Source organism: Streptomyces sp. NPDC048603, from assembly GCF_043199475.1.
Classification (GTDB): Bacteria; Actinomycetota; Actinomycetes; order Streptomycetales; family Streptomycetaceae; genus Streptomyces.
Genome location: NZ_JBICVY010000008.1, coordinates 1 through 25,923 on the forward strand (window position 1 = coordinate 1; position 25,923 = coordinate 25,923).

The window sequence follows — 25,923 nt, forward strand, 5'->3', positions numbered from 1 at the left end:
GGGCCAGCTTCCCCGAACGGTGCGGGATGCGGGGCCGCTCCTCCTTCAGGAACTGCGCGGGGTGGTTGCAGATCTGCTTCAGCGAGGCCAGCAGCCTGACCACCAGACCGCGCCGCTCCATGCCGTCCGCCGCGGAGATCGCGTCGAGTGTCTCGCGGACCACGGCCTCGTAGAGCGATGCCTGCTCGGAGGTGAGGGACACGGGGTGGTCCGTCTCGGTCTTGGGCGGGAGTTCGGGGGCGATCCCCGGGTCGGACTTCCGGCGGCGCAGCAGGAACGGCCGCACCAGGGCGGCCAGTCGTGCCGCCGCCTGCGGGTCGCGGCCGGATTCCACGGCGTCGGCGTAGCGGGTACGGAAGGTGCCGAGGCGGCCGAGCAGGCCGGGGGTGGTCCAGTCGAGCACGGCCCACAGGTCGGTCAGGTCGTTCTCCACCGGGGTGCCCGTGAGCGCGATCCGGGCCGGGGCCGGTACGGCGCGCAGCGCCCGGGCGGTGCTCGAACGCGGGTTCTTGATGTGCTGTGCCTCGTCGGCGACGACCATGCCCCAGCCGGTGGCGGTGAGGGCGGGTACGTCCAGGCGCATGGTGCCGTACGTGGTGAGCACGACGGCGTCGTCGGACAGTCCGGCCAGGTCCCGGCCGGGGCCGTGGAAGCGGCGTACGGGGGTGCCCGGCGCGAACTTCCCGATCTCCCGCTGCCAGTTGCCGAGCAGCGAGGCCGGGCAGACCACGAGGGTCGGTCCGGCCGTCGCCGGATCCTGCTGCCGGTGCAGGTGGAGGGCGATCAGGGTGATGGTCTTGCCCAGGCCCATGTCGTCGGCGAGACAGCCACCGAGGCCGAGCGAGGTCATCCGGTCCAGCCAGGCCAGGCCGCGCAGCTGGTAGTCGCGCAGGGTGGCGGCGAGCGCGGCGGGCTGGGCGAACGGGCGGACGGCGGCCGCAGGCCTGGCGGCGGCCGGGCTGCCGGCCGGTTCCCCGGCCCGCTCCTCCGGGGCGGAGGTGAGTACGGTCCACAGCCGCTCCAGCGCCCCGGTCGCGGTGACCCCGACCCGCTCTCCGTCCACCTCCGTCGACCCGGTGAGTACGGCGGCCAGCGCGTCGGCGGCGGTGACCTGGTGCTCCTGCCGGGCCCGGGCCCGGCGCGCCTCGGCGGGGTCGACCAGGACCCAACGGTCGCGGAGCCGGACCAGGGGGCGGGCGGCTTCGGCGAGACGGTCGAGTTCGGCCGGGGTGAGGTCGGTCCCGAGGCCGGCCCCGAGGTCGGTCCCGAGGCCGGCCCCGAGGTCGGTCCCGAGGCCGGCCCCGGTGTCCGTGTCGCGCGTTTCGCCCGTACCACCCGCGTCTCGCGTCCCGCCACCGAGTGCGTGCCGCCAGTCGAAGGACAGCAGGGCGTCGGGGGAGAGCAGCCCCCGCCCTCCCGGCGCTCCCGGAGCTCCCGGCCCTCCGTGCGAGGACGGGCGGGAGGGGTCGCCGCCGATCACGGCCCGCGGGGTGAGACCGCGTGCCAGGTCACGCGGCCAGTGCACCCGCACGCCGTCGGCTGCCAGCGCCCGGCCGGGCTCGCCGAGCAGTTCGACCACCTCCTCGTCGGCCAGGTCGACGGCGTCCGGGACGGCGGCCCTGAGCAGCGGGGACAGCGGCGGCCACAGGCGGGCCGCGCGGCGCAGCGCGAGCAGCGCGTCCATCCGGGCGCGCGGACCGAACCCGGCCGCCGCGGGCCCGGAACCGGTCCACACCGCGGCGGCGTCGGCGACCAGGGAGGGGTCGGCCACGCCGTGCAGCTGGAGCACGGCACGGAATCCGGGTTCCCCGGGTGTGCCGGGCCGGTCCGTCAGTTCCACGCGCAGGGAGACGCGTACGCCGGCGTCGTGGCCCGCGGCGACCTCGGCGGCCCAGGTGCGCAGGGCGGGGTACCGGGCCGGCTCCGCGGCGGCGAACGCGGGCCCGCCGGCGGCGGCCGGTGCGGCGGGGGTGCGGGGGAGGGTGTCGGCCACGGCGTCCAGGAAGCGGCGCAGCAGGGCTTCGGGAGCGGGCAGCCGCAGGGGTTCCCCGTCCACCGGGACGCAGTGCGCGGCCGGCGGCATCGCGGCGGCCAGCTCGCGCACCCGGCCCAGGTCGGCCGCGTCGAGCGGGCCGATCCGCCAGGCGTCGTGGTCGGTGGCGGTCAGGCCGGGCAGCAGCAGACCACGGGCGGTGAGCCCGAGGGCGAGGAGGGCGGCCGCACCCCAGAAGGCGGCTGCGGGGGAGGGGGCCGGGGCGTCCGCCCCGGCCGGGTACGGCCCGTCACCGCTCCGCACGCGGGCGCGGATCAGCACCGGCAGCGCGTCGGCGAGCGGCAGCACGAGGGCGGTGGCCGGCACCGGCCGGAGGCCCGGGTCCACCACGAGCAGGAACTCGGGCGAAACGGCCCCGCCGGGCGCGGGCAGGTGCCCGTCCTCCGGTGGCAGGAAGGCCACGCGGCCGGTCCGGGCGGGATCGGCGGGCAGGAAGACGGCGGAGCAGCGGATGAGGTCGTCGATCTTGGGAAGCACGCATTCCTCAAATTTGACTACCGGGTACGAGGCGGACGACGGTACCCCACGAACGGGTCGCGCGGACCCGGCCGGGCCGTGACCCGGATCACTTTCCGGCGCCGGGAACGGCCGCCCCGCCGGGTACGTTGTAGGAGTGCCGCCCGAATCGGGATGCGGGGCGGCAACGGGTCTGCAGGACGGCGCAGGAGGAGGTGCCGAGGGATGTCGACGAGCGGAAAGGTCGCCGCCGCGGGAGTGGTGGCGGCCATCGTGCTGTTCTGGACGGTCGGGTTCTGGCCGGGGCTGCTGGTGCTCATCGGAGTGCCCGCGGCGGCCTACCTGCTGCTGGACTCCTCACAGCGGCGCCGGCTGAGGCGCACCACACGCAAGCAGATAGGCCGCTGAGCGCGCCGCCCGCGCGCAGGCCGGCCCGGGGACAGGGGGAAAGAGAATGAGCACGGCGGTCGTCGCGGCGGTCAGCAGCAACGCGGAGTACTCCTTCAGCAAGCCCAACCGGGACAGCATCACGCTGCTCGCCGGGCTGGGTGTGGAGGGCGACGTCCACGCGGGGGTCACGGTCAAGCACCGTTCACGGGTGGCCGAGGACCCGACCCAGCCCAACCTCCGTCAGGTCCACCTGATCCACCGTGAGCTCTTCGACGAGGTGGCGGCGGCGGGCTTCGAGGTCGGCGCGGGCGGGCTCGGGGAGAACGTGACCACGGAGGGGATCGACCTGCACGCGCTGCCCCGTGGGGCCGTGCTGCGGCTGGGCGCCGAGGCGGAGGTCGAGATCACCGGCCTGCGCAATCCCTGCCTGCAGATCGACCACTTCCGGGAGGGCCTGCTCAAGCAGGTGGTCGGCCGGGACGCCGACGGAGCCATCGTGCGGAAGGCCGGGATCATGGGCGTCGTCCGGCGCGGTGGCACCGTCCGCCCGGGCGACGGCATCACGGTCACCCTGCCCGCCGGGCCGCACGAACCGCTGGAACGGGTGTGACCACCCGGCCGGGCGGCGTACCAGCCCGGCCCGCCCGGCCGGCCCGCACGTCCGGCCCGGCCCCCGGGCGTGAGCGGCGTCAGTAGTACTCGCGCATCAGGACCGTGGCCCACTCCGGCTGCCGGAGCGGGCCCGACGGCCCGAACTCGGCCATGTAGGGCTTGAGATCCAGCACGGGAGTCCCGTCCACCGCGTCCAGCCCCTCGACGTGTACGTCCAGCCCGTCCACCTTCAGCAGCCGGCAGCGCGAGACCCCCAGCCGGTTCGGCCGGTTCTTGCCGCGCTGCGCGAAGATCCCGACCAGCGGCCAGTCCGGGTTGCCCCGGGGATGCCGCGCCCCCGTCTCGACCTTCTCGGCCGGCACCCGGTCGAAGAGGAAGACGACCTCCAGGTGCGAGAAGTCCTCCAGCCCGTACAGCGCCTCCGGCCCGAACCGGGACGCGTCCAGCCGGATCACCGCCCGTTCCGGACCCCACTCGTCGTCCCGGACCTCCGCCCGGCCCCCCACCACCGTGCCGACCGGCTCGCTCTCCACCCGCATGTGCTCCCCCTCGATCCGGTCCGTCTCCGTCAGGTGGCCGTACGGCCACCCGGTTCGGGCGGGCTGTCGCCCCGTTCGGGCAGGCTGTCGCCCCGTTCGGGCCGGCCGTACGCCGACCCGGTTCAGGAGGGCCGTACGGCCACCCGGTCCAGGCCCTCCAGCAGACCTGGCAGTTCCGCGTCGCGGGGCACCGGAATGACCCCGCTCGGTTCCTCGTCCAGCAGCACGAAGGCGATGTCGTCCGTCCGGGCCACCAGCGACCAGCCGGGGCCGTCGACCCGCAGCATGCGGGCGTCCTCGCCCGCGAAGGACGACCGCACCCGCCCGGGCGGCGGCGGGCTCTCGGTGTAGCCCCGTGCCTGATTCAGGGCCCTGTCCAGCCCCGCGTGCGCCACCCGGTTCCGCCCGCCGGCCCGGAACCGCTCCCGCCAGTCCGCCCACTGCAGCGCGATCTGGTCCGCACCCATCCGGCGCTGGGCCGGGCCCCACACCTCCGCGGAGGGCGGAGCCAGCGGTACCCGGCCGGTGCCGTCCGCGCCCTGCTCGGGGTCGTGCGGGTCCGGCAGTCCGGGCGCCGCCACCGCCAGGTCCAGCGGCCAGCCGGCCAGCGAGACCACGATGGTGCGCTCGTCGGGGGACAGGTCGTACTCCATCCCGCAGTCCCACGAGGCGATGGCCGTCGCGACCAGTGACACGTCGTCGACGACCACGGTCCACCGGGCGCCCTCCTCGTCCTGGCCGAGCACCAGCCCGTACCCGTCCACCGCGGGTGCCACCCCGAGCAGCGCGCACGCCTGGGGGTAGTCGTCGCCCAGGATGCTGGGGAACTGCGCCGGAGTCAGCAGCACGGCGGTCAGCACGTACAGCGACCCGTCACCCGCGTCCTCGGCCACCGCCGAAGCAGCCGACACCGCCGTCTCCTCCGACACATCGCCTCCCGGTCGTTCTCTCGTCGGCGCACCCTAACCAGCCGGTAACCCGTACGTCGAGAGCCCACGGGCGGCGATTTCCAAGGCCGCTACCTGCACGTAGAGTTGGACCTCCGCCACAGAAAGGCAGGCCCCGGTGCAGCGTTACGACCGGCTGAAGGAGATCCTCCGCCTGGACGCCGACCAGGATTTCCTCGCCATCTACCGGCTGACCGCCACCTACGAGTTCCCGTGGGACTTCACCAGGGCCCTGGAGCTCGCCCTCTACCGCACCTACGCGGTGCCGAGCATCGGCCGCCTGCTCGCCGAGACCGCCGAGTTCACCGACCGGCCGCAGCGCCGCTACGACGACACCACGCTGCTGCTCGACGCGGTGGTGGAGCACGGCTTCGAGAGCGACACCGGGCGCACCGCGATCCGCCGCATCAACCGGATGCACCGCAGCTACGACATCGGCAACGAGGACATGCGGTACGTCCTGTGCACTTTTGTGGTGATTCCCAAGCGCTGGCTGGACGACTACGGTTGGCGCCCGCTGACCGCCCACGAGCGGCGTGCCTGCGCGAACTACTACGCCACTCTCGGCCGCCACCTGGGCATCCAGGAGGTTCCGGGCTCCTACGAGGAGTTCGAAGCCGCCCTCGTCGCCTACGAGAAGGAGCACTTCGGCTGGGACGAGGGCGGCCGGGCGGTGGCCGACGCCACCCTCGACCTGATGGCCTCCTGGTACCCGGCCCCGCTCGCCCCGCTGCTGCGCACCGCGAGCCTGGCCCTCCTCGACGAACCGCTGCTGCACGCCTTCCGCTACGAGCAGCCGGGTCCGGCGGTCCGGAAACTGGTCCGCGGCGCCCTGCGGCTGCGCGGCCGGGCCGTCCGGCTGCTGCCGCCGCGCAGCGCCCCGCACTACGCCCGGCAGAACCCGGAGATCAAGAGCTACCCCGGTGGCTACGACGTCGGCGAGCTGGGCACCCACCCGGTGCCGGGCCACGGCGGCTGCCCGGTCCCGCACCAGCGCCGCGCCACGGGAGCCGGCGCGCAGCCGCCCGCCGGCGGCTGACCCCGTACCTGCCGGTCCCCGGCCCGCGCGTCAGGAGTCCCGTACGGCCAGGGCCAGGAAGCGGGCGTCCTCGTCGGCGTACGAGACCATCCGCCAGCCCGAACCGGCCAGCAGCGGACCGAGGTTCTGCTCGGCCCGCAGGTCCTCGGGGGACGGCTCGCGGCCGTGCCGGGCCGCCAGTGCCGCTCGCCCGATCGGGTGGAAGAGGGCGAGCCGGCCGCCGGGCCGCACCACCCGGGCCAGCTCGCGCAGGTTCTCGGCCGGCTCGGGCAGGTGCGCGATCAGGCCGGCGGCGAACACCGCGTCCAGGCACCCGTCACGCAGGGGCAGCCGGGCCACGTCGGTGCGCAGCAGCGTCCCGTCGGAGTCGCGGCCGGCACGGACCGCCTCGGCCAGCATCGGGGCGGTCAGGTCCGCCCCGATGACGGTCCCGGTCGGACCGACGGCGGCCCGCAGCGCGGGCAGGGCGCGTCCCGTGCCGCAGCCGGCGTCCAGCACCCGGTCCCCGGGCCGCAGTCCCGACTCGGCCACCGCGGCGGCGAAGGCCGGCCCGTCGCCGGGGAACTTGCGGTCCCAGCCGGCGGCGCGCACGCCGAAGAACTCCTGCACGTGAGTGTGGTCCTCGCTCATGCGCACATGATCCCGCACCGGAGCCGCCGGGCGTACGGTCCGCTGTGCGCGGACCGTGATCGGACTGACACCCGGCACGGTCCGAGGTGAACGTATCTCTGTCATATTCCGGCAGTTCCAGCAGCTTTTGAAATGCTTCCCTTGTTCGTGCCGTCACCCGGACTAGCGTCCCTGGGCCATGGGACACCTGGACCACGCGGCCTACGGCTGGCTGACCCCCGTTCTCTCCTACGCGATGGCCTCGCTCGGCGCGGCCCTCGGGCTGCGCTGCACCGTCCGCGCGCTCGCCGCCACCGGACGCTCCCGCCGCAACTGGCTCCTCACCGCGGCCTCCGCCATCGGCACCGGCATCTGGACCATGCACTTCGTGGCGATGCTCGGCTTCAGCGTCACCGGCACCGAGATCCACTACAACGTGCCGCTGACCATCCTCAGCCTGCTCGTGGCGATGGCCGTGGTGGGCGCAGGCGTCTTCGCCGTCGGCTACGGCCGCGACCGCGGCCGGGCCCTCGTCCTCGGTGGACTCACCACCGGCCTGGGCGTCGCCAGCATGCACTACCTGGGCATGGCCGCCCTGCGCCTGCACGGAACCATCGGCTACGACCCGGTCACCGTCGGCCTCTCCGTGGCCATCGCGGTCGTCGCCGCCACCGCGGCCCTCTGGGCCGCCCTCAACATCAAGTCCCCGGCGGCCGTGGCCGTCGCCTCCCTGGTCATGGGAGCCGCCGTCAGCAGCATGCACTACACCGGGATGGCGGCCGTGGCCGTCACCGTCACCCCCTCCGACACGCCCCTTCCCGGCGCCACCGCCATGCAGTTCGTCTTCCCCCTCGCGGTCGGCCTCGGCTCCTACCTCTTCCTGACCTCCGCCTTCGTCGCCCTCTCTCCGACCGCCGGCGAACGCGCCGCGTCCGCCCACGCCCGCAGCCTGGGCGGGCGGGCCGCCGCCCACTGAGACGGCCACCGGGACGGCCACCGGGCCCACCCGACACCACGACCGGACCGACCGGAACGAGGAGCCCATGCGCAGACCCCGCAGGACGGACGCCGACCGGGCGCCCCGGCTGCCCGCGCCCCCGGCGCGCGGGCGCCGGGCCCACGCCGGGCCACCCGCCGACGAGCTGCCGGCCGTCGGGCAGCCGGTCGACGGAGAGGCGGCCGACGGAGATCCGGCCGGCCGGTACCGGGCCGGTCCTCACCCGGTCGGCGGGTACCCGGCCGGGTCGTACGAGGACCACGAGGACGGGGTGCGGCCCCCGGACGGCACCCCGCCGGAGGGCGGCCGGGCCGGCCGCGGCCCCGCCGCACGGCTGCGGCTGCGCACCGGAACGGTCCGAGGGAAGATCATCGCGCTGCTGATGGTGCCCGTGATGTCCCTCCTCGCCCTCTGGGCCTTCGCCACCGTCAACACGGCCCAGGACGTCGCCCGGCTGAGCCGCGTCCGGCAGGTGGACGAGCAGATCGGCACCCCGGTCGCCCGGGCCGTCACCGAACTCCAGGCCGAGCGCCGCACGGCAGTGCGCTTCCTGGCGGAGGCCGGTACGGGCGGCGGCAGCGGCGGCGGCACCGGCAGCGGCGGCAGCACCGGCGCCGGCCCCGCTCAGGCCCCGGACCTGGAACAGCAGGGCCGTCGTACCGAAACCGCCGTGCGGGCGCTCCGCCTCGGTGACCGGCACACCGTCGCCGACTCCGGCGACTACCCGGCCGACGTGGCCCGCCGGCTGCGCTCCTTCGTCGTAGCCGCCGAGGCCCTCGGCACCGTCCGCGCCGACATCGCCGCCCGCAAGACCACCCCCGACGCGGCCTACACGACGTACACCGAGGTCATCGACCTGGCCCTGAGCGCCGACGGGGCGGTCACGGCCCTCCCGGGCGCCGGGCTCGGCGCCGACGCCCGCGTCCTCCTCGAATTCACCCGCGCCGCCGAGCTCCTGGCCCGGGAGGACGCGCTGCTCGCCCTCCCCGGCCAGCGCACCGCGGAATCCCTCCGCCGTCTCGCCGGCACGGTGGAGGCCCGGCGCACCCTCACCGCCGCCGCTGCCCGCGACCTCCCCGCCCCGCAGGCCACCGCCTGGCAGGCCGTGCTCACCGGCACCGCGCACGCCGGCCTCACCACAGCCGAGGACCGGGTGCTCGCCGCCGGTACCGGCCGCGAGGCGCACGGCGCCCCCGCCGGCTGGGAGACCGCCCACACCGAGGTCACCACCGCGATGCGGGACATCGGCACCGCGGCCCGGCGCGGAGCCGCCGACCGCACCGATCCCCTCGCCCAGGGCGTCCTCAGTACCGCCGGGGCCGCGGTCGTGCTCGGCCTCGCCGCCGTCGTCGCCTCCCTGCTCATCTCCGTGCGCATCGGCCGCGGCCTCGTCGTCGAGCTGGTCTCGCTGCGCAACGGCGCCCTGGAGATCGCCCACCGCAAACTCCCGCACGCCATGGACCGGTTGCGGGCCGGACAGGACATCGACGTCCTGGCCGAAGCCCCGCCCGGAAACCCTGCCGAGGACGAGATCGCGCAGGTCGGCGAGGCCCTGTCCACCGTCCACCGGGCCGCGCTGAGCGCGGCCGTGGAACGCGCCGAACTCGCCGGCGGGATCTCCGGGGTCTTCGTCAACCTCGCCCGCCGCAGTCAGGTCCTCGTCCACCGCCAGCTCGCCTTGCTCGACGCCATGGAGCGCCGTGCCGACGACCCGGGCGAGCTCGGCGACCTGTTCCGCCTCGACCACCTCACCACCCGTATGCGCCGCCACGCGGAGAGCCTGATCATCCTGTCCGGTGCCGCCCCCGGCCGCGCCTGGCGGATACCCGTCCCGCTCACCAACGTCGTACGCGCGGCCGTCTCCGAGATCGAGGACTACCCCCGCGTCGAGGTCGGCCGGCTCGCCGAGGCCGCGGTGACCGGCGCCGCCGTCGCCGACCTCACCCACCTGATGGCGGAACTCATCGAGAACGCCACCCAGTTCTCCCCGCCGCACACCAAGGTGCGGGTCACCGGCGAACCCGTCGGCACCGGATACGTCCTCGAGGTCGAGGACCGCGGACTCGGCATGGGCCGCGACACCCTGGCCGAGGCCAACCGCCGCATCGAGCAGTCCGAGGCCCTCGACCTCTTCGACAGTGACCGGCTCGGGCTCTTCGTGGTCAGCCGGCTCGCCGCCCGCCACGGGATCAGGGTGCACCTGCGTCCTTCCCCGTACGGCGGGACCACCGCGGTGGTGCTGCTGCCCAACGCCCTGCTGCAGAGCGCGATCCCCGCAGGTCCGGCCGCCGGACCGCAGGAGGCCGCGTCCCCTGCCCCGGCCCCGGCTCCGGTCCCCGAGCCGGAGCCGGAGCCGGCCCCCACCGCGGGGTCCGGCTCCCGTGGATCCGTACCGCGGGAGATGCCGCGCCCGCGCCCCGTGCCCGCGGCGGCCCCCGTACCCCGGGCCGAACGGCCCGCTCCGGTGGCCACCCTGCGGTTGCGCGGGAACGGCACACCGGTCACCGTCGGAACCCCGGGCACTCCCGGAACTCCGGGCACCTCAGGCACGTCCGGTACGTCCCGTACCCCTGGCACCCCTGGCACCCCCGGCCCCCGTGCCGTGCCCGCCGTCAGAGCCGTCCTGGCCGAGGTGACCGAACTGCCGAGGCGGGTCAGGCAGGCCAGCCTCGTGCCGCAGCTGCGCGAGGCGTCCCCGGAGGCCGGAGCCGGGCAGGGCGCCGCGGGCACCCGCACCCCGCAGGACCCGCGCGGCCGCAGCCCGGAGGAGGCCCGGGACCGGATGACGGCCTACCGGGCCGGCTGGGTCCGCGGCACCGAGGACGCCGCACACGCCGCACACGCCACGCCCGCCGCACACGCCACGCCCGCCGCACACGCCACGCCCGCCGTGCGCACAGACCCGGCGGGTCCGGCGACCCCGGCAGTCCCGGGCGCCCCCGCAGACAGCAGTGAAAGAGGACAGCGATGATCGAACAGCACAGATTCGACCCGGGCTACGACGGAGCCCGCCGCTCCGGTGAACTGGACTGGCTGCTGGACGACCTGGTGCACCGGGTGCGCGAGGTCCGGCACGCCGTCGTGCTCTCCAACGACGGACTGGCCGTCGGATCCTCCAGCGCCCTGAGCCGAGAGGATGCCGAGCACCTCGCCGCCGTGGCCTCCGGCTTCCACAGCCTCGCCAAGGGCGCGGGACGGCATTTCCACGCCGGGGGCGTGCGCCAGACCATGGTGGAGATGGACGAGGGCTTCCTGTTCGTCGCGGCCGCCGGAGACGGTTCCTGCCTGGCCGTGCTCAGTTCGGCCGCCGCCGACATCGGCCTGATCGCCTACGAGATGGCCCGCTTGGTCAAGCGGGTCGGCGAGCACCTCTACACCCCGCCGCGGTCCGCGGCGCGTCCCCCGGCCGCGGGCTGAGGGCGGCCCGGCGGATGAACGGTCTGTGGTACGACGCGGAGGCGGGCCCGCTCGTCCGTCCGTACGCGATGACCGGCGGGCGGACCCGGCCGGGACCCCACGGGGTGCGCTTCGACCTGATCGCCCTGGTCGCCGTGGATCCCGGAGGCCCGGACGGCGACGAGGAGCTCCTGGGACCCGAGCACCGCGCCCTGCTCGGCCTGTGCCGGGCGGAGACCCAGTCGGTCGCCGAACTCGCCGCCGACGCCGACCTGCCCGTCGGTGTGGTGCGCGTCCTCCTGGGCGACCTGCTGGAGTCCGGACACGTCCGGGTCAGCCGCCCCGTACCGCCCGCCCAGCTGCCGGACGAGCGGATTCTGCGAGAAGTCATCGAGGGATTGCGAGCGCTGTGATGGGACTGGACGAGGGGCGGCTCGGCGGGGGCGACACCGAACTGGCCGCGCTCGCGCTGAAGATCCTGGTGGCGGGAGGCTTCGGGGTCGGCAAGACGACCCTGGTCGGAGCGGTCAGCGAGATCCGTCCGCTGCGCACCGAGGAGCTGCTGAGCGAGGCCGGCGAACTGGTCGACGACACGGGCGGGGTGGACCAGAAGACCACCACGACCGTGGCCATGGACTTCGGGCGGATCACCATCAGGACGGGGCTCTCCCTGTACCTGTTCGGCACCCCCGGCCAGGACCGGTTCTGGTTCCTGTGGGACGAGCTGTCGCAGGGAGCGCTCGGCGCGGTGGTGCTGGCCGACACCCGGCGGCTGGAGGACTGCTTCCCGGCGGTGGACTACTTCGAGCACCGGCGCATCCCGTTCGTGGTGGCCGTCAACTGCTTCGCGGGCGCCCGGGCCTACGGGGCGCACGAGGTGTCCCGGGCGCTCGACCTGGAGGACGGTACGCCGGTGCTGCTGTGCGACGCGCGGGACAAGGACTCCGGCAAGGAGGTGCTGATCCGCCTGGTCGAGTACGCGGGGCGGGTGCACACCGCCCGGCTGCTGGACTCGGTGGCACCCCAGACCGACCCCGCGTGACCACGCGCACCCTCAGCCTCACCCTCACCCGCAGACGTACCCGTACCCGTACCCGTACCCGTACCTGCGTCCGGACCTAGTCGGCGATGCCCGACTGCGCGACCACCTTCTCCACGGTGACCCGGACCAGCAGTTCACCGGGTACCGCGTTGCGGCGGCCGTACGCCTCGGCGTGCTCCTCGCCCATGTACCGGGCGGCGATGCGGGTGGCCCAGTGCAGCATCTCCGCCTCGTTCCCGGCGTGGTGGAGGACTTCGGCGCGACCCTGCAGCACGACGTAGGAGAACGGCGGGCGGTCGTCGTCCACGCAGAGGGCGACCCGGCCGTCCCGGACCAGGTTGCGGCCCTTGACCGTGTCCTTCCCCGTGTTGAAGAGGAACGAGTCGCCGTCGAGCACGAACCAGACGGGGGCGGTGTGCGGGCTGCCGTCCGCCCGCACCGTCGCCAGCTTGCCGGTCCTGGTGGAGTACGACACAAAGGCCCGCCACTCCTCTTCCGTCATCTTCTTCGTCATGGGGACATCCTCCTTGCCGGAAAGCCGCTGGTGGGGAAGGCTGGCGGAACGACGACACGGGGCGGGACCGGCCGCGTGCACGGGGAGGGGCGTAAATGGCACTGGACAAGCAGCTCGACTGGCTGTTGGACGATCTGACGCGCAGGGTTCCACAGGTCCGGCACGCGGTGGTGCTCTCCAACGACGGCCTGGTCACCGGCGCGAGCGCCGGCCTGGCCCGGGAAGACGCGGAGCACCTGGCCGCGGTGTCCGCCGGACTGCAGAGCCTGGCGAAGGGTTCGGGGCGGCACTTCCGGGCAGGTGAGGTCCGGCAGACGATGGTGGAGTACGACGAAGGAGTTCTGTTCGTGATGGGCGCGGGAGCCGGCAGCTGCCTGTGCGTCCTCAGCGGCGCGGAGGCCGACATCGGGCAGGTGGCGTACGAGATGACGCTGCTGGTCAACCGGGTCGGTGAACACCTGGGCGTCGCGGAGCGGCGGATCACCGGAGGCTGACCGGGACGGCGGCGCGCACCGCCGCGGACGCCACCGGGCCGACGGCGCCCGGCCGACGGGCGCCGGGCGGGTGAGACCCCGCCCGGCGGAGGCCGCCGGGCGGGGTTCAGCGGCGGAGTTCCGCGACCACCAGGGCCCCGCCGCCGGGGAAGGTCAGCCGTTCCAGCGGCGCCCGGTACGGCCAGTCCTCGGCACGGTAGAAGGACACGTCACTGGGGATGGGGGCGAGCCGCAGGTCGACCGCGTGCGTCCCGGCGGACAGCCCGGCGGCGGCCGCCAGCAGCGGATCGGACGCGCCCGCCCATTCCTCGACCGGCACCGGACGCGGCCACGCCTCGCCGGTGTTGGGGAACATCCAGCCTCCGCCGATCCGCCAGCCGCCGTCCGTCCGCCGCCGCGCCGTAGCCTCCCGCGCCAGCCGCGCGTAGGTCAGCAGCAGGTCTTCCAGGGATTCGCCGATCAGCGTGAGGTCCGGGAACTCGCGCAGCGTGTCCGGGTCGGCCATCACGGACACCGCGCAGCCCCACGCCCCGGACTCCGGGTCCAGGCGGATCTGCGCGAGCGCCCGGTACGGGCCGTAGGTGACCTCGGCCACCGGCCAGTACGTGCCGTCGCCGCCCAGCATCCGGTGCACCTCGGGGTCGACGCCGAAGTCCACCGAGCCGGGTCGCAGGCGGAGTTCGGGGAGGCCGGTGATGCGGACCGAGCCGATCTCGCGCAGCACGGCGCGCACGGCGGGCGGGACCGGCACGGGCCAGGCGTCCAGCTCGGTGTCCGGGCAGCCCTCGCCCAGCCGTACGTCCTCGGGCAGTTCCGCGGCCAGGGCGCGCAGCTCGGCCACCGCGCGGGCCGCCGCGTCGGCGGGCACGGCGTGCCGGCGTACCGGGCGGCCCAGGAAGTCGCCGCTCACCTCGCTGCGCAGCAGCAGGGCCGCTCCGCCGCCGACGACGGCCGTGTGGACCTCGCTGGAACCGGTGTCGGCCGTGTTGAACTCCGTGGAGTGGTACGGCTCCCAGACGACCCGGCACGGATAGCCGGGCAGCGCCCGCAGGTCCACCACGTCGGTGAGCGAGTCACCGCGTCCGACCAGTGCCGCCAGGACCGGGTCGGTGCCCTCGGCCGCGGCGACACTGGGCACGGCGTGCACCGTGTGTCCGACCCGTACCGTGTGCCCGGCCTGCACCGTGTGCCCGGCGGTACCCGCGGGACCGACGCCTCCGTCCGGAGCGCCGGCGGCGAACCCGGCCAGCCATTCGGTGAACGACGGGGACAGCACGGTCAGCTCCCCGTCCTCCCCGGTGGCCGCGGCCACCACCGGGCCCCAGTCGTCGCGGCCCTCGCCGTCGACGCCCACGATCAGCGGGGCCTCGGTCTCGTCCAGGTAGCCGAGTTCCCAGGTGCCCTGGTGGAAGGGGCTGATGCGGTGGGTCCGGCGGGGCCCGAAGACGTAGCGCTCCCCGTCGGCCTCGATGCCGCCGGTCTCCAGGAGGATCCGGCGGACCGCCGGCGGCAGGTCCAGCTCCCAGCCGTCCAGTTCCTCCGTGCCGAACCCGTCGAGCAGCCGCACCGCGTCGTTCTCCCGCAGTGCCCGCAGGACTTCCTCCGCCCGTGCCCGGATCCGTTCCCGCGCCTCGCCGTTCACCGTTGCCCGCTCCGTTCGTGTACCCGTCGTCCGTTCGGGACCGAGCCTAACGGCGCCGGAACGTGACGCCGGGCAGCGAGGGGGTGGGCGGCGAGGGGGTGGGCGATCGCGCCCTCGGGGTCAGCCGGTGGCGATGAGTTCGGCGAACCGGGAGGGATCGATGTTGCCTCCGCTGACGAGGACGCCGACGCGCAGTCCGCCGAGGTCCTGCAGCTCCCGCAGGGCGGTGGCGTGGGTACGGAGGGCGGCCAGTCCCAGGCAGCCGGTCGGCTCCACGACCAGCTTCATGTAGGCGGCGAACGTCCGCATGGCCTCGACGAGTCCGGCATCGGTGGCGGTGACCGCCGTGACCGTGCCCGGGCCGGCCGCGCGCAGGATCCGGAAGTTCAGCTCTCCGATGTGGGTGACCTGGGCGCCGTCGGCGATGGTCCGCGGTGTCTCGATGCGTACGATCCGGCCTTCGGCCAGAGACCGCCGGCCGTCGTCACCCGCCTCGGGTTCCACCCCGTAGAGGCGGCAGTCCGGGGAGAGCGCGCCGGCCGCCAGCACGGACCCGGCGAGCAGACCGCCGCCGCCGAACGGTACGAACAGCGCGTCGAGCGGGCCCGTCTCCTCGAACAGCTCCATCGCCGCGGTGCCCTGCCCGGCGATGACGTCCGGGTGGTCGTACGGCGGAACCAGGGTGAGGCCGTATCTCTCCACCAGGGCCTGGCCGATCTCCTCGCGGTCCTCGGCGTAGCGGTCGTACATGACCACCTGACCGCCGTAACCCTGGGTGGCGGCGACCTTCACCGCCGGGGCGTCCCGGGGCATGACGATGGTCGCCGGGATGTCCAGCAGCCGGGCGCTCAGCGCGACGGCCTGCGCGTGGTTGCCGGAGGAGTACGCGACCACGCCCGCGCGGCGCTGCTCGGGGGTGAAGCGGGAGAGGGCGTTGTAGGCGCCGCGGAACTTGAAGGCGCCCATGCGCTGGAGGTTCTCGCACTTGAAGACGGCCTGGACGCCGAGCTGTTCGTCGATCAGCCGGGAATGCAGGACGGGGGTGCGGTGGGCGCGGCCGGCGATGCGCGCGGCCGCCGCGGCGACGTCCTCGTAGCTGGGCGGTGGGGTCGGCATGGAGCGCAGCATAGGCCGCGGGTCCGGGTTGTCCACAGGGCTCGCGGGGTGTCGGGGCGCGGGGATACGGTCTTCACTCAGAGTGACGGGCAGGTTGGATTTCGGCGAGGGGGACCCATGAAGGCAGGACAGGTCGACGGACGGGTTGCGGCGGACGTTCCCGGACGGGCCGGCACGCGGGCGGGAGCGAAGGCCGTGCCGAAGGAGGGAGGCGCTGTCTGTGGGAAGGGGGGCGCGGAAGCGCGCACGCGGGTGGGCCCGCGGGTGGGCGCTCAGGGCGTCAGGAGGGCGCGGGTGGCGGTGGGCGGCGCGCGGGCCGCGGCGGAACTGGGGCTGGGGCGGGCCGATTTCGCCCGCGCCGTGCAGCTGGGGATCGTCCGGGCAGGGGCTGCCGGTCCCGGCGGGGCGACCCGGTTCGCCCGCGTGGAGCTGGACCGGATCAGGTCCGGCGAAGGGTTCCCGCGCACTCTGAGGGACCGGGTCGAGACCACCGGAGCCGCGGGAGCGGCCGAGCTGCTGGGGGTGAGCCCCGCCCGGTTCACCCGGCTGGCGCGGTGCGGGCACGTGACCCCGGTCGGGTACCGGATCAACCGGTACCGGGTGGTCGTATGGCTCTATCTCACCGAGGAGCTGAAGGAGTTCGCCGGCCGCAGGCCCGATCTGCTGCGGGGCGGTGCCCCCGCGGAGGACCGGGAGGGGGCCGTGGCCGGGGAGGACCAGCGGCCCCGCCGCTGGCGCGGCCGGCACGTGGGGCTGCTGCTGAGGCGGACCGCCGACCCCTGGGAGCGCGCCGCCATCCTCGCCTCGGTGCTGCCCGACGGCGAGGTGGCCGGTGCCGTCCCCGATCCGGCGGAACGGACCAGGCTGGCCGGGCTGGCCCCTCCGCCACCCTACGGACATCCCCAGGCGGAGGCCGCCGCGGCCGTCGCCCTCCGGCTGCTCCGCGCGGAACAGCCGGAGGAGGTCCTCTGGTACCGCACCAGCCTGGACTTCGCCCTGACGGGGGCGCGGGCTCAGTCGAAGGCGACGGGGGAGAGCGGGCCGACGTAGACCCAGCTGCCGCCCTCCCGGGTGAAGCTGCTGTTCTCGTGCAGGGAGCCGGCGTGCCGGCCCTCCCGGTAGTACGCGCGGAACTCCACCGCACCCTCCGTCTCGAACATGCCGCCGCGCTCGGTGCCCAGGATCTCCAGCCGCTCCCAGCGCTGCGCCGGATCCAGCTCCAGCCCGTCCGGACGGGTCGAGGAGTGCCAGGAACGCAGCAGGTAGGAGGCGTCGCCGACGGCGAACGCGCTGAACCGGGAACGCATCAGCAGCTCGGCGGTGGGTGCCTGCTGTGCGCCGGAGTGGAACCGGCCGCAGCAGTCCACATAGGCGGCGGGCAGCCCGCAGGGGCAGGGACGGGGGGACGGCGTGGGCACGGGAGGGATCAGTCCTTCGGGGAGGCGTACGGGCGGAACAGGCCCTCCTGCACCACGGAAACGAGGAGCCGGCCCTCGAGGTCGTAGATACGGCCGCGGGCCAGGCCGCGGCCGCCGTGGGCGATGGGGGACTCCTGGTCGTAGAGGAACCACTCGTCCGCCCGGAAGGGCCGGTGGAACCACATGGCGTGGTCGAGGCTGGCCATGTCGAACCCGCGCACGCCCCACAGGGGTTCCACGGGGATGCGCACGGCGTCGAGGAGGGTCATGTCACTGGCGTAGGTGAGGGCACAGGTGTGCACCAGCGGGTCGTCGCCCAGCGGGCCGACGGCGCGCATCCACACCGCGCTGCGCGAATCGGCGTCCTTGATCTCCTCGGGCGTCCAGCGCAGCCGGTCCACGTAGCGGATGTCGAAGGGCTGGCGGCGCGCCATCCGCTCCAGCGCCTCGGGCAGTTCCCCGAGGTGCTCGCGGATCTCGTCCGCGACCTTGGGCAGCGCGTCCGGGTGCGGGAAGTCCAGCCGGGGAGGCAGCTGGTGCTCGATGCTGCCCTGCTCCGGCTGATGGAAGGAGGCGGTGAGGTTGAAGATCGTACGGCCCTGCTGGACCGCGGTGACCCGGCGCGTGGTGAAGGAACGCCCGTCGCGCACCCGCTCCACCTGGTACACGATCGGCACCCCGGGGATGCCCGGGCGGAGGAAGTACGCGTGCAGGGAGTGCACGGGGCGGTCGCCCGAGGTGGTCCGGCCGGCGGCCACGAGGGCCTGGCCGGCCACCTGCCCGCCGAAGACGCGCTGCAAGGACTCCTGCGGGCTGCGCCCGCGGAAGATGTTGACCTCGATCTGCTCCAGGTCGAGCAGGTCGACGAGTCTTTCGGCGGGGTTCGTCATCAGAGGTTCTCCACTGCTGTCGGTGCCGTCGGGAACGCGGGGCGGCGGCGCCGCCCGGTCAGAGCTGCCCGACCGAGGTCACCCGGACGACCGCACGGCCCTCCTCGTCGGAGGCCGCCAGGTCGACCTCGGCGCTGATGCCCCAGTCATGGTCGCCGTTGGGGTCGGCGAAGGTCTGGCGGACGCGCCACAGGCCGTGTGCCGGGTCCTCCTCGATCATCAGCAGCTTCGGGCCGCGGGCGTCCGGGCCGGTCCCCAGGTCGTCGTACTCGTCCCAGTAGGCGTCCATCGCCTCGCCCCAGGCGTCCGCGTCCCATCCGGACTCCCCGTCCAGCTCGCCCAGCTCCTCGACGTCGTCGAGGGCCGCGAGCTCCACCCGGCGGAACATGGCGTTGCGGACCAGCACCCGGAACGCACGGGCGTTGGCGGTGACCGGCTTGACCTGGTCGGCCTTCTCCTGGGCCTGCTCGGCCGTCTCCACCTCCGGGTTGGCCAGCTGCTCCCACTCGTCCAGCAGGCTGGAGTCGACCTGGCGCACCATCTCGCCCAGCCACTCGATCAGGTCCACCAGGTCCTCGGACTTCAGGTCGTCCGGGATGGTGTGGTCCAGCGCCTTGTACGCACTCGCCAGGTAGCGGAGCACGATGCCCTCGGTGCGGGCCAGCTCGTAGAAGGAGGTGAACTCGGTGAAGGACAGCGCCCGCTCGTACATGTCGCGGATGATCGACTTCGGCGAGACCGGGTGGTCGCCGACCCACGGGTGGCTCTTGCGGTACACGTTGTAGGCGTGCAGCAGGAGCTCTTCCAGCGGCTTGGGATAGGTGACGTCCTGCAGGCGCTCCATGCGCTCCTCGTACTCGACCCCGTCCGCCTTCATCGCGCTCACGGCCTCGCCCCGGGCCTTGTTCTGCTGGGCGGCGAGGATCTGGCGCGGGTCGTCGAGGGTCGATTCGACCACCGAGACCATGTCCAGCGCGTAGGAGGGGGACTCGGGGTCGAGGAGGTCGAAGGAGGCCAGGGCGAAGGTGGACAGCGGCTGGTTCAGCGCGAAGTCCTGCTGGAGGTCGACGGTGAGCCGGATGGTCCGGCCCTCCGCGTCCGGGGCGTCCAGCTGTTCCACCACACCTCCGTCGAGCAGGGAGCGGTAGATGGCGATGGCGCGGCGGATGTGCCGCAGCTGGTTCTTGCGCGGCTCGTGGTTGTCCTCCAGCAGCCGGCGCATCGCCTCGAAGGCGTTGCCGGGCCGGGCGATCACCGAGAGCAGCATGATGTTGCTGACCTTGAAGCGGGAGGTCAGCGGCTCCGGCTCGGAGGCGATGAGCTTCTCGAAGGTGGTGTCGGTCCAGCCGACGAAGCCCTCGGGCGCCTTCTTGCGGACCACCTTCCGCCGCTTCTTCGGGTCGTCGCCCGCCTTCGCCAGGGCCTTCTCGTTCTCGATCACGTGCTCCGGGGCCTGCGCCACCACGAAGCCCGCGGTGTCGAAGCCGGCCCGGCCGGCCCGGCCGGCGATCTGGTGGAACTCGCGCGCCCGCAGGGTGCGGACCCTGTTGCCGTCGTACTTGGTGAGCGCGGTGAACAGCACGGTGCGGATGGGGACGTTCACGCCGACGCCGAGGGTGTCGGTGCCGCAGATCACCTTCAGCAGACCGGCCTGGGCCAGCTTCTCCACCAGCCGCCGGTACTTGGGGAGCATGCCGGCGTGGTGCACGCCGATGCCGTGCCGGACGTAGCGGGAGAGGTTCTTGCCGAACTTGGTGGTGAACCGGAAGTTGCCGATGAGCTCGGCGATCTGGTCCTTCTCCTCGCGCGAGCACATGTTGATGCTCATCAGCGACTGCGCCCGCTCCACCGCCTGCGCCTGCGTGAAGTGGACGATGTAGACCGGGGCCTGCTTGGTCTGGAGCAGCTCGGTGAGGGTGTCGGTGATCGGGGTGGTGACGTACTCGTAGGACAGCGGGACCGGGCGGGTCGCGGAGCGGACCACGGAGGTGGGCCGCCCGGTGCGGCGGGTCAGGTCCTCCTCGAACCGGGACACGTCCCCGAGGGTCGCCGACATCAGGACGAACTGTGCCTGCGGCAGCTCCAGCAGCGGGATCTGCCAGGCCCAGCCGCGGTCCTGCTCCGCATAGAAGTGGAACTCGTCCATCACGACCTGGCCGATGTCGGCGTCCTTGCCGTCGCGCAGGGCGATGGAGGCCAGTACCTCGGCGGTGCAGCAGATCACCGGGGCGTCGGCGTTGACCGAGGCGTCGCCGGTGAGCATGCCGACGTTCTCCGTGCCGAAGAGCTTGCACAGGTCGAAGAACTTCTCCGACACCAGCGCCTTGATCGGCGCGGTGTAGAAGGTGACCTTGTCCTGGGCCAGCGCGGTGAAGTGCGCCCCCGCCGCGACCAGGCTCTTCCCGGAGCCGGTCGGGGTGGAGAGGATCACGTTCGCCCCGGAGACCACCTCGATCAGCGCCTCCTCCTGCGCCGGGTACAGGGCGATGCCCTGACTCTCCGCCCACGAGGAGAAAGCCTCGAAGAGGGCGTCGGGGTCGGCGGTCGGCGGCAGCTGATCAATGAGGGTCACGCCCCCATCTTGCCTGGCTTCCGCCCGGATCAGGGAACCGGCCGGGAACGGAAGATCGACAAAGGTACTCTGGGGCGTCGAGGATCACCACGGGACTGGGGCGGGAACGAACATGATGGGTCCGGCGCACTCGCTCTCCGGCGCGGCCGCCTGGCTGGGGTTGGGAGCGGCCGTCGCGGCCGCCGGGCACCCCATGCCCTGGCCGGTCCTGCTGGCCGGATCGCTGATCTGCGCGGGTGCGGCCCTGGCCCCCGACCTCGACCACAAGTCCGCGACGATCTCGCGCGCCTTCGGGCCGCTCTCCCGCGGCCTGTGCGAAGTGGTCGACAAGCTCTCGTACGCCGTCTACAAGTGGAGCCGCTCCGCCCGCGACCCCCGCCGCTCCGGCGGGCACCGCACCCTGACCCACACCTGGCTCTGGGCCGTGCTGATCGGCGCCGGCGCCTCCGCCGTTGCCGCGACGGCCGGCCGCTGGGGTGTCCTCTTCCTGCTGTTCGTACACCTGGTGCTGGCGGTGGAGGGCCTGCTGTGGCGGGCCGCCCGGATGTCCAGCGACGTCCTGGTCTGGCTGCTCGGCGCGACCAGCGCCTGGATCCTCGCCGGGGTTCTCGACCAGCCCGGCAACGGCTGGCTGTTCACCGCTCCCGGCCAGGAATACCTCTGGCTGGGCCTGCCCGTCGTGCTCGGTGCCCTGGTCCACGACCTCGGCGACGCCCTCACCGTGTCCGGCTGCCCGGTCCTGTGGCCGATCCCGATCGCCGGCAAGCGCTGGTACCCCGTGGGCCCGCCGAAGGCGATGCGCTTCCGGGCCGGCAGCTGGGTCGAACTCAAGGTCCTCATGCCGGTGTTCATGCTGCTCGGCGGCATCGGCGGCGCTTCCGCCCTGGGCTTCGTCTAGGCCGCGTCCTCCGGATCAAGCCGGGCCCGTGGCACGGACGTCATGGCCGTGATCCGCGCTCTCTAGTGCCGATGCCCCTGTCATGTACAGGGGCATCGATGGTTTGGCGCCACGATGGCGCATTTATGGCGCGTTTATATCGCCGCGCGGCGTGGATCTGACATAAGGCCCCCGTCAGGGGCGACGCGGCGCCCGCTGTGGTGTGACGCTATCGAAGAGCGCATTCCGGAACGCCCGGATAGTGCCTGCATGGCGCCATCGATGGCGGCAAGGTCTTGCGCTGGCGCCATGATGGCGCCATAGTGATGCCACGCGGTCGAGGTGTGCACGCCTCCCGGACCCGTTGCTGCGCGCATCGAGAAGCGGTGCGTGAACCCCACACTGCCGATCCGACAGGAGCCTGTTCGACGTGGCCACATTCCTCTACCAGCTGGGCCGCTTCGCCTTCCGCCGGCGATGGCTGACCCTCCTGATCTGGGTGCTGATCTTCGGCGGGGTGGGTGCTGCGGCCTCCTCCGCTCCACCACCCCCCGCCGACACCTTCACCATGCCGGGCACCGAGTCGCAGAAGGCGTTCGACCTCCTCAAGGAGAAGTTCCCGGCCGCGAGCGCCGACGGTGCCACCGCCCGGGTGGTCGTCCGCGCACCGAAGGGCGAGAAGGTATCCGGCGCGGAGCGCAAGGCCGCGGTCTCCGCGCTCGTCGCCGACATGACCAAGGCCCCCGGAGTGGCCGCGGTCACCGACCCGTACCAGGCGGGTTCCGTCAGCAAGGACGGCACCACCGCCTACGCGGTCGTGACCTACAAGGCCGCCGCCACCGCGCTCAAGGACAAGGAGCACGACGGGCTCACCAAGGCGCTCGACAAGGCCCGCGACACCGGCCTGACCGTCGAGGCCGGCGGTGACGCCATCGAGGTCGAGGCGGCCGCGGGGGGCGCCGAGGGCCTGGGCATCCTGGTCTCGGCCGTGGTCCTGCTCATCACCTTCGGCTCGATGATCGCCGCGGGCATGCCCGTGCTCACCGCCCTCATCGGCGTCGGTGTCGGCCTCAGCGGCATCCTCGCCCTCGGCAGCACCTTCGGGCTGTCCGCCACCACGGGCACGCTGGCCATGATGATCGGCCTCGCCGTCGGCATCGACTACGCCCTGTTCATCATCTCCCGCTACCGTTCCGAGGTCACCGAGGGCCACACCCCGCAGGAGGCCGCCGGCCGCGCCGTCGGCACCGCCGGCTCCGCCGTGGTCTTCGCCGGACTCACCGTCATCATCGCCCTGGCCGGCCTGGCCGTGGTGAACATCCCGATGCTCACCAAGATGGGCATGGCCGCGGCCGGCACCGTCGCCGTGGCCGTCCTGATCGCGATCACCTTCGTTCCGGCCCTGCTCGGCTTCGCCCCGATCCGCACCCTGCGCCGGGTCGACCGCCCGGCGCTCAAGGGCAAGGAGCCCTCGGCCCGTCTGCGGCGCAAGATGGACAAGGAGGCCGCCCGCCGGAAGCCCAACCTGGGCACCCGATGGGCCCGTTACGTACTGCGCCACCCGGTCGCGGTACTGCTCGTCGGCGTCCTGGGCCTGGGCGTGATCGCGATGCCCGCCACCAGCCTGGAGCTGGGTCTGCCGGGCGAGGGCACCATGGCGCCCGACACCACCCAGCGCAAGGCCTACGACATGCTGTCCGAGTCCTTCGGCCCGGGCTTCAACGGACCCCTGACCGTCACCGTCAGCGCGAAGGACGCCACGAAGGCGGCCGGTTCGGTCGGCCAGGCACTGGCCAAGGTGCAGGGCGTCGAGTCCGTCTCGCCGGCCACGGCGAACCCCGCCAACGACACCGCGATCCTCAGCCTCGTCCCCACCACCGGCCCCACTGACCACGACACCGAGGTGCTCGTCCGCTCCCTCCGGGACGGCGTGGGCGGCATCGAGAGCGCCGGCGGCGCCGACGAGATCCTGGTGACCGGCCAGACCGCGGCGTTCATCGACTTCTCCAAGACCCTCGACGACGCACTGGTCCCGTACCTGGCCCTCGTGGTCGGCCTGGCCTTCCTGCTCCTGGTCCTGGTCTTCCGGTCCATCCTGGTGCCGCTCAAGGCCGCCCTCGGCTTCCTGCTCTCCGTCAGCGCGGCCCTCGGCGCCGTCGTGGCGATCTTCCAGTGGGGCTGGCTGGCCGAGGTGTTCGGCGTCAAGGCGACCGGCCCGGTGATCAGCACGATGCCGATCTTCATGATCGGTGTGGTGTTCGGTCTCGCGATGGACTACGAGGTGTTCCTCGTCAGCCGTATGCGGGAGGCCTTCAGCCACGGCACGGAGCCCCGTGAGGCAGTCGTCACCGGCTTCCGCTACGGCGGACGGGTGGTCAGCGCGGCCGCCATCATCATGATCAGCGTCTTCTCCGCCTTCATGACCGAGAGCAACGACCTGATCAAGATGATCGGCTTCTCCCTGGCATCGGCCGTCCTCTTCGACGCGTTCGTCGTCCGGATGGCCATCGTTCCTGCCCTCCTCGCCCTCCTCGGCAAGTCCGCCTGGTGGCTGCCGAAGTGGCTGGTCCGGCTGCTGCCGAACGTGGACGTCGAAGGCGCCAAGCTGGACCGGCTCGCTCCGGCCGGCGCCCCGGCCGGGGCGGGCGCGCCGCAGCACCAGACCGGGGACCGCGACTACGCGGGCTCCCGCCGGTAGGGCACGAACCGGCGGGAGGGGCCGGCCCGGCTGTGACAACAGCCGGGCCGGCCCCTCCCGTTCAGGGAAAATCCCCCCGACCGCCATCTGTTCAGTCCCGGCCGGGACGGACATCATGTGCACCGACGAGCCGCCGGATTCGTCGGCTCGCGCCATGACGGGGGGACACATGGGCAACAGCCGCAACAGAGGCAAGAGAGTCGGCAGGCGCCGCGCGCTCACGGCCGCCGGAGGCGTACTGCTGGCCTCGCTCGCGCTCACCACACCGGCCGGCGCGGCGACGGAAGGCCTCGCCTGCAAGCCGGCCATCAAGGTGCTGGGCTCACTGCCCGGCCCGGACCCGGCCGAACCCAGCCCGTGGATCGAGGACACCCAGGTCAACGGCATCGGCCGGCTGGGGCTGTCGGTCGGTACCTCACACGGGAAGCCCGCCTGGTGGAGCGGCACCACCGTGCACGCCGTGCCGCTCCCCGCCGGATACACCGGCGGCCGCGTCGAAGCCGTCAACCGGTTCGGCCTGATGGCCGGCACGATCACCGGGCCGACCGGGCCCCGAGCCTTCCGCTACTACCCGTGGCAGGCCGCGGTGACGCTGCTGCCCGGCGGCCAGTACGCGACCGCGGTCAACGACCACGGCCGCATCGTCGGCTACCGCCACGAGGGCAGCGACACCATCGGAATCGAATGGCAGGGAGCCGCGGTCCGCCGCGTACTCGCCGAGCCCGCCGGCTTCGACCTGCGGGCCGTCACCGGAATCAACAACGCCGGCCGGATCGTCGGCTACGGCTGGGGCACCAGCAGTGATCCCGACGACAGCTGGGGCACCGCCCCCGGGATCGTGTGGAGCGGCAGCATCGCGGCCCCGCCCGTGTACACCCAGCCGCTCGGCAACGCCTACGAGATCTCCATGCCCGCGGCCATCGACGAGTCCGGCCGCCTCGTCGGCATCGTCGCCGGCAACCGCGACGCGACCAACATCCTGGCGACCTGGGCCCCGCCGTACACCGGCCGGACCGGCCCCGGCACCCTGGCGGGCCGTACCAGTGGCAGCTTCGAGGACATCAGTCCGACCACCAAAGTGACCGTCGGCACCGCCTACGACTCGCCCTACGACTGGCCGCCGGAGCCCATGCCGCCGGTCCAGGCGCAGTACTGGCGCGGCAGCGGTCCGGTGCTCGCCCTGCCGCGACTGGCACCCACCGGCTTCTCGGCCGCCTTCGCCGTGACCGACCGGGACCAGGTCGGCGGTGTGGCCGTGGACGGATCCGGTATCGAACGCCCCGTCATCTGGACCTGTGCCGGCAAGCAGGCCTACGAGCCCGACGTGCCGCTGCGCACCGTCCACCGGCGGCCCGGCGCCGGCATCAACCCGCACAGCCCCTCGGCCGGAGCACCGGAAGCCACCCGCACGGCCCAAGGCCTGTCCGGCAAATGATCACGTGGCCGGTGCGCGGAGACAGAGGATCGGCGAGGCCAGGACGACTCCGGTGTGGTAACGGTCGGCGAGCTGGTCGAACCTGGTGGCGATCGCACTGACCTGCTTGAGGCGGGCGAACCGCTCCCAGGCGGTCTGCCCCAGCCGGTACCGCTCGGGCAGGCCGCGCCACAAAGCCCCGGGTCCG

Annotated in this window: 24 protein-coding genes; 13 read left to right on the plus strand and 11 right to left on the minus strand. The window is 73.5% G+C overall.

What is annotated here, in order from left to right:
• On the minus strand, nt 1–2,530 hold a 2,530-nt coding region (locus ACGFQ9_RS20400), incomplete at its 3' end, for an SNF2-related protein (protein WP_393575398.1).
• Nucleotides 2,531–2,734: 204 nt separating this feature from the next.
• Between ACGFQ9_RS20400 and ACGFQ9_RS20405 the strand changes: the two genes are divergently transcribed.
• Complete coding sequence (locus ACGFQ9_RS20405) at nt 2,735–2,917, plus strand: hypothetical protein (RefSeq protein WP_393575400.1); 183 nt, start codon at nt 2,735–2,737, stop codon at nt 2,915–2,917.
• Between the two features lie 46 nt (nt 2,918–2,963).
• Nucleotides 2,964–3,509 carry an MOSC domain-containing protein gene (locus ACGFQ9_RS20410; protein WP_393575402.1) on the plus strand — a complete coding sequence of 182 codons (546 nt, stop codon included), beginning with the start codon at nt 2,964–2,966 and terminating at the stop codon, nt 3,507–3,509.
• 79 nt (nt 3,510–3,588) lie between these two features.
• Here the strand turns inward: ACGFQ9_RS20410 and ACGFQ9_RS20415 are convergent, their stop codons facing one another.
• Both ACGFQ9_RS20415 and ACGFQ9_RS20420 read right to left on the minus strand, forming a co-directional pair.
• Nucleotides 3,589–4,050, minus strand: coding sequence for an SAM-dependent methyltransferase (locus ACGFQ9_RS20415; RefSeq protein ID WP_393575404.1), 462 nt, complete (start codon nt 4,048–4,050; stop codon nt 3,589–3,591).
• A gap of 122 nt (nt 4,051–4,172) precedes the next feature.
• Nucleotides 4,173–4,961 (minus strand): hypothetical protein, encoded by a 789-nt coding sequence (locus ACGFQ9_RS20420; protein WP_393575405.1) that lies wholly within the window; start codon nt 4,959–4,961, stop codon nt 4,173–4,175.
• 154 nt (nt 4,962–5,115) lie between these two features.
• On the opposite strand from ACGFQ9_RS20420, the gene ACGFQ9_RS20425 reads away from it, so the two are divergent.
• Nucleotides 5,116–6,036 carry an oxygenase MpaB family protein gene (locus ACGFQ9_RS20425; RefSeq protein WP_393575407.1) on the plus strand — a complete coding sequence of 307 codons (921 nt, stop codon included), beginning with the start codon at nt 5,116–5,118 and terminating at the stop codon, nt 6,034–6,036.
• A 30-nt stretch (nt 6,037–6,066) separates the two neighbouring features.
• Here ACGFQ9_RS20425 and ACGFQ9_RS20430 read toward each other — a convergent pair whose 3' ends face one another.
• Complete coding sequence (locus tag ACGFQ9_RS20430; RefSeq protein ID WP_393575408.1) at nt 6,067–6,666, minus strand: class I SAM-dependent methyltransferase; 600 nt, start codon at nt 6,664–6,666, stop codon at nt 6,067–6,069.
• A gap of 178 nt (nt 6,667–6,844) precedes the next feature.
• Between ACGFQ9_RS20430 and ACGFQ9_RS20435 the strand changes: the two genes are divergently transcribed.
• From ACGFQ9_RS20435 to ACGFQ9_RS20455, 5 genes are all read left to right on the plus strand, one after another.
• The gene (locus ACGFQ9_RS20435) at nt 6,845–7,621 is read left to right on the plus strand and encodes an MHYT domain-containing protein (RefSeq protein ID WP_393575409.1); all 777 of its coding nucleotides are present in this window, start codon (nt 6,845–6,847) and stop codon (nt 7,619–7,621) included.
• Between the two features lie 67 nt (nt 7,622–7,688).
• Entirely contained in the window at nt 7,689–10,613 is a 2,925-nt protein-coding gene (locus tag ACGFQ9_RS20440) for a nitrate- and nitrite sensing domain-containing protein (protein WP_393575410.1), read from the plus strand.
• Complete coding sequence (locus tag ACGFQ9_RS20445) at nt 10,610–11,059, plus strand: roadblock/LC7 domain-containing protein (protein ID WP_393575411.1); 450 nt, start codon at nt 10,610–10,612, stop codon at nt 11,057–11,059. Before ACGFQ9_RS20440 ends, ACGFQ9_RS20445 begins: the two co-directional genes overlap by 4 nt.
• Nucleotides 11,060–11,073: 14 nt before the next feature.
• On the plus strand, nt 11,074–11,451 hold the full coding sequence (locus tag ACGFQ9_RS20450; protein WP_393575412.1) for a DUF742 domain-containing protein: 378 nt from the start codon (nt 11,074–11,076) through the stop codon (nt 11,449–11,451).
• Nucleotides 11,451–12,080 (plus strand): ATP/GTP-binding protein, encoded by a 630-nt coding sequence (locus ACGFQ9_RS20455; RefSeq protein WP_393575413.1) that lies wholly within the window; start codon nt 11,451–11,453, stop codon nt 12,078–12,080. Before ACGFQ9_RS20450 ends, ACGFQ9_RS20455 begins: the two co-directional genes overlap by 1 nt.
• 76 nt (nt 12,081–12,156) lie before the next feature.
• Here ACGFQ9_RS20455 and ACGFQ9_RS20460 read toward each other — a convergent pair whose 3' ends face one another.
• Nucleotides 12,157–12,594: a PPOX class F420-dependent oxidoreductase gene (locus ACGFQ9_RS20460; RefSeq protein ID WP_393575415.1), complete on the minus strand. Its 438-nt coding sequence runs from the start codon at nt 12,592–12,594 to the stop codon at nt 12,157–12,159.
• Nucleotides 12,595–12,689: 95 nt separating this feature from the next.
• Between ACGFQ9_RS20460 and ACGFQ9_RS20465 the strand changes: the two genes are divergently transcribed.
• Nucleotides 12,690–13,088 (plus strand): roadblock/LC7 domain-containing protein, encoded by a 399-nt coding sequence (locus tag ACGFQ9_RS20465; RefSeq protein WP_365114447.1) that lies wholly within the window; start codon nt 12,690–12,692, stop codon nt 13,086–13,088.
• Between the two features lie 106 nt (nt 13,089–13,194).
• Here ACGFQ9_RS20465 and ACGFQ9_RS20470 read toward each other — a convergent pair whose 3' ends face one another.
• Entirely contained in the window at nt 13,195–14,730 is a 1,536-nt protein-coding gene (locus ACGFQ9_RS20470) for a hypothetical protein (RefSeq protein ID WP_393575416.1), read from the minus strand.
• A gap of 120 nt (nt 14,731–14,850) precedes the next feature.
• Entirely contained in the window at nt 14,851–15,846 is a 996-nt protein-coding gene (locus ACGFQ9_RS20475) for a threo-3-hydroxy-L-aspartate ammonia-lyase (RefSeq protein ID WP_393575417.1), read from the minus strand.
• A 294-nt stretch (nt 15,847–16,140) separates the two neighbouring features.
• On the opposite strand from ACGFQ9_RS20475, the gene ACGFQ9_RS20480 reads away from it, so the two are divergent.
• Entirely contained in the window at nt 16,141–16,896 is a 756-nt protein-coding gene (locus ACGFQ9_RS20480; RefSeq protein WP_393575419.1) for a DUF6397 family protein, read from the plus strand.
• On the opposite strand, the gene ACGFQ9_RS20485 is transcribed toward ACGFQ9_RS20480, so the two are convergent.
• Genes ACGFQ9_RS20485 through ACGFQ9_RS20495 form a run of 3 tightly spaced genes read right to left on the minus strand, consistent with a single transcriptional unit; the run spans nt 16,860 to nt 20,726 of the window.
• A complete protein-coding gene (locus tag ACGFQ9_RS20485; RefSeq protein WP_393575421.1) occupies nt 16,860–17,264 on the minus strand; it encodes a YchJ family protein in 405 nt (134 codons plus the stop codon). The genes ACGFQ9_RS20480 and ACGFQ9_RS20485 overlap by 37 nt on opposite strands.
• Nucleotides 17,265–17,272: 8 nt before the next feature.
• A complete protein-coding gene (locus ACGFQ9_RS20490) occupies nt 17,273–18,154 on the minus strand; it encodes an acyl-CoA thioesterase (RefSeq protein WP_393575423.1) in 882 nt (293 codons plus the stop codon).
• A 58-nt stretch (nt 18,155–18,212) separates the two neighbouring features.
• Entirely contained in the window at nt 18,213–20,726 is a 2,514-nt protein-coding gene (locus ACGFQ9_RS20495) for a DEAD/DEAH box helicase (protein WP_393575424.1), read from the minus strand.
• 112 nt (nt 20,727–20,838) lie between these two features.
• Between ACGFQ9_RS20495 and ACGFQ9_RS20500 the strand changes: the two genes are divergently transcribed.
• The 3 genes from ACGFQ9_RS20500 (at nt 20,839) to ACGFQ9_RS20510 (ending at nt 25,736) form a co-directional block, all read left to right on the plus strand.
• Nucleotides 20,839–21,624, plus strand: a complete 786-nt coding sequence (locus ACGFQ9_RS20500; protein ID WP_393575425.1) for a metal-dependent hydrolase — start codon at nt 20,839–20,841, stop codon at nt 21,622–21,624.
• A gap of 409 nt (nt 21,625–22,033) precedes the next feature.
• Nucleotides 22,034–24,301, plus strand: a complete 2,268-nt coding sequence (locus tag ACGFQ9_RS20505) for an MMPL family transporter (protein ID WP_393575427.1) — start codon at nt 22,034–22,036, stop codon at nt 24,299–24,301.
• Between the two features lie 154 nt (nt 24,302–24,455).
• Entirely contained in the window at nt 24,456–25,736 is a 1,281-nt protein-coding gene (locus ACGFQ9_RS20510; RefSeq protein WP_393575428.1) for a hypothetical protein, read from the plus strand.
• On the opposite strand, the gene ACGFQ9_RS20515 is transcribed toward ACGFQ9_RS20510, so the two are convergent.
• Complete coding sequence (locus tag ACGFQ9_RS20515) at nt 25,737–25,910, minus strand: hypothetical protein (RefSeq protein ID WP_393575429.1); 174 nt, start codon at nt 25,908–25,910, stop codon at nt 25,737–25,739.
• Nucleotides 25,911–25,923 lie beyond the last annotated feature (13 nt).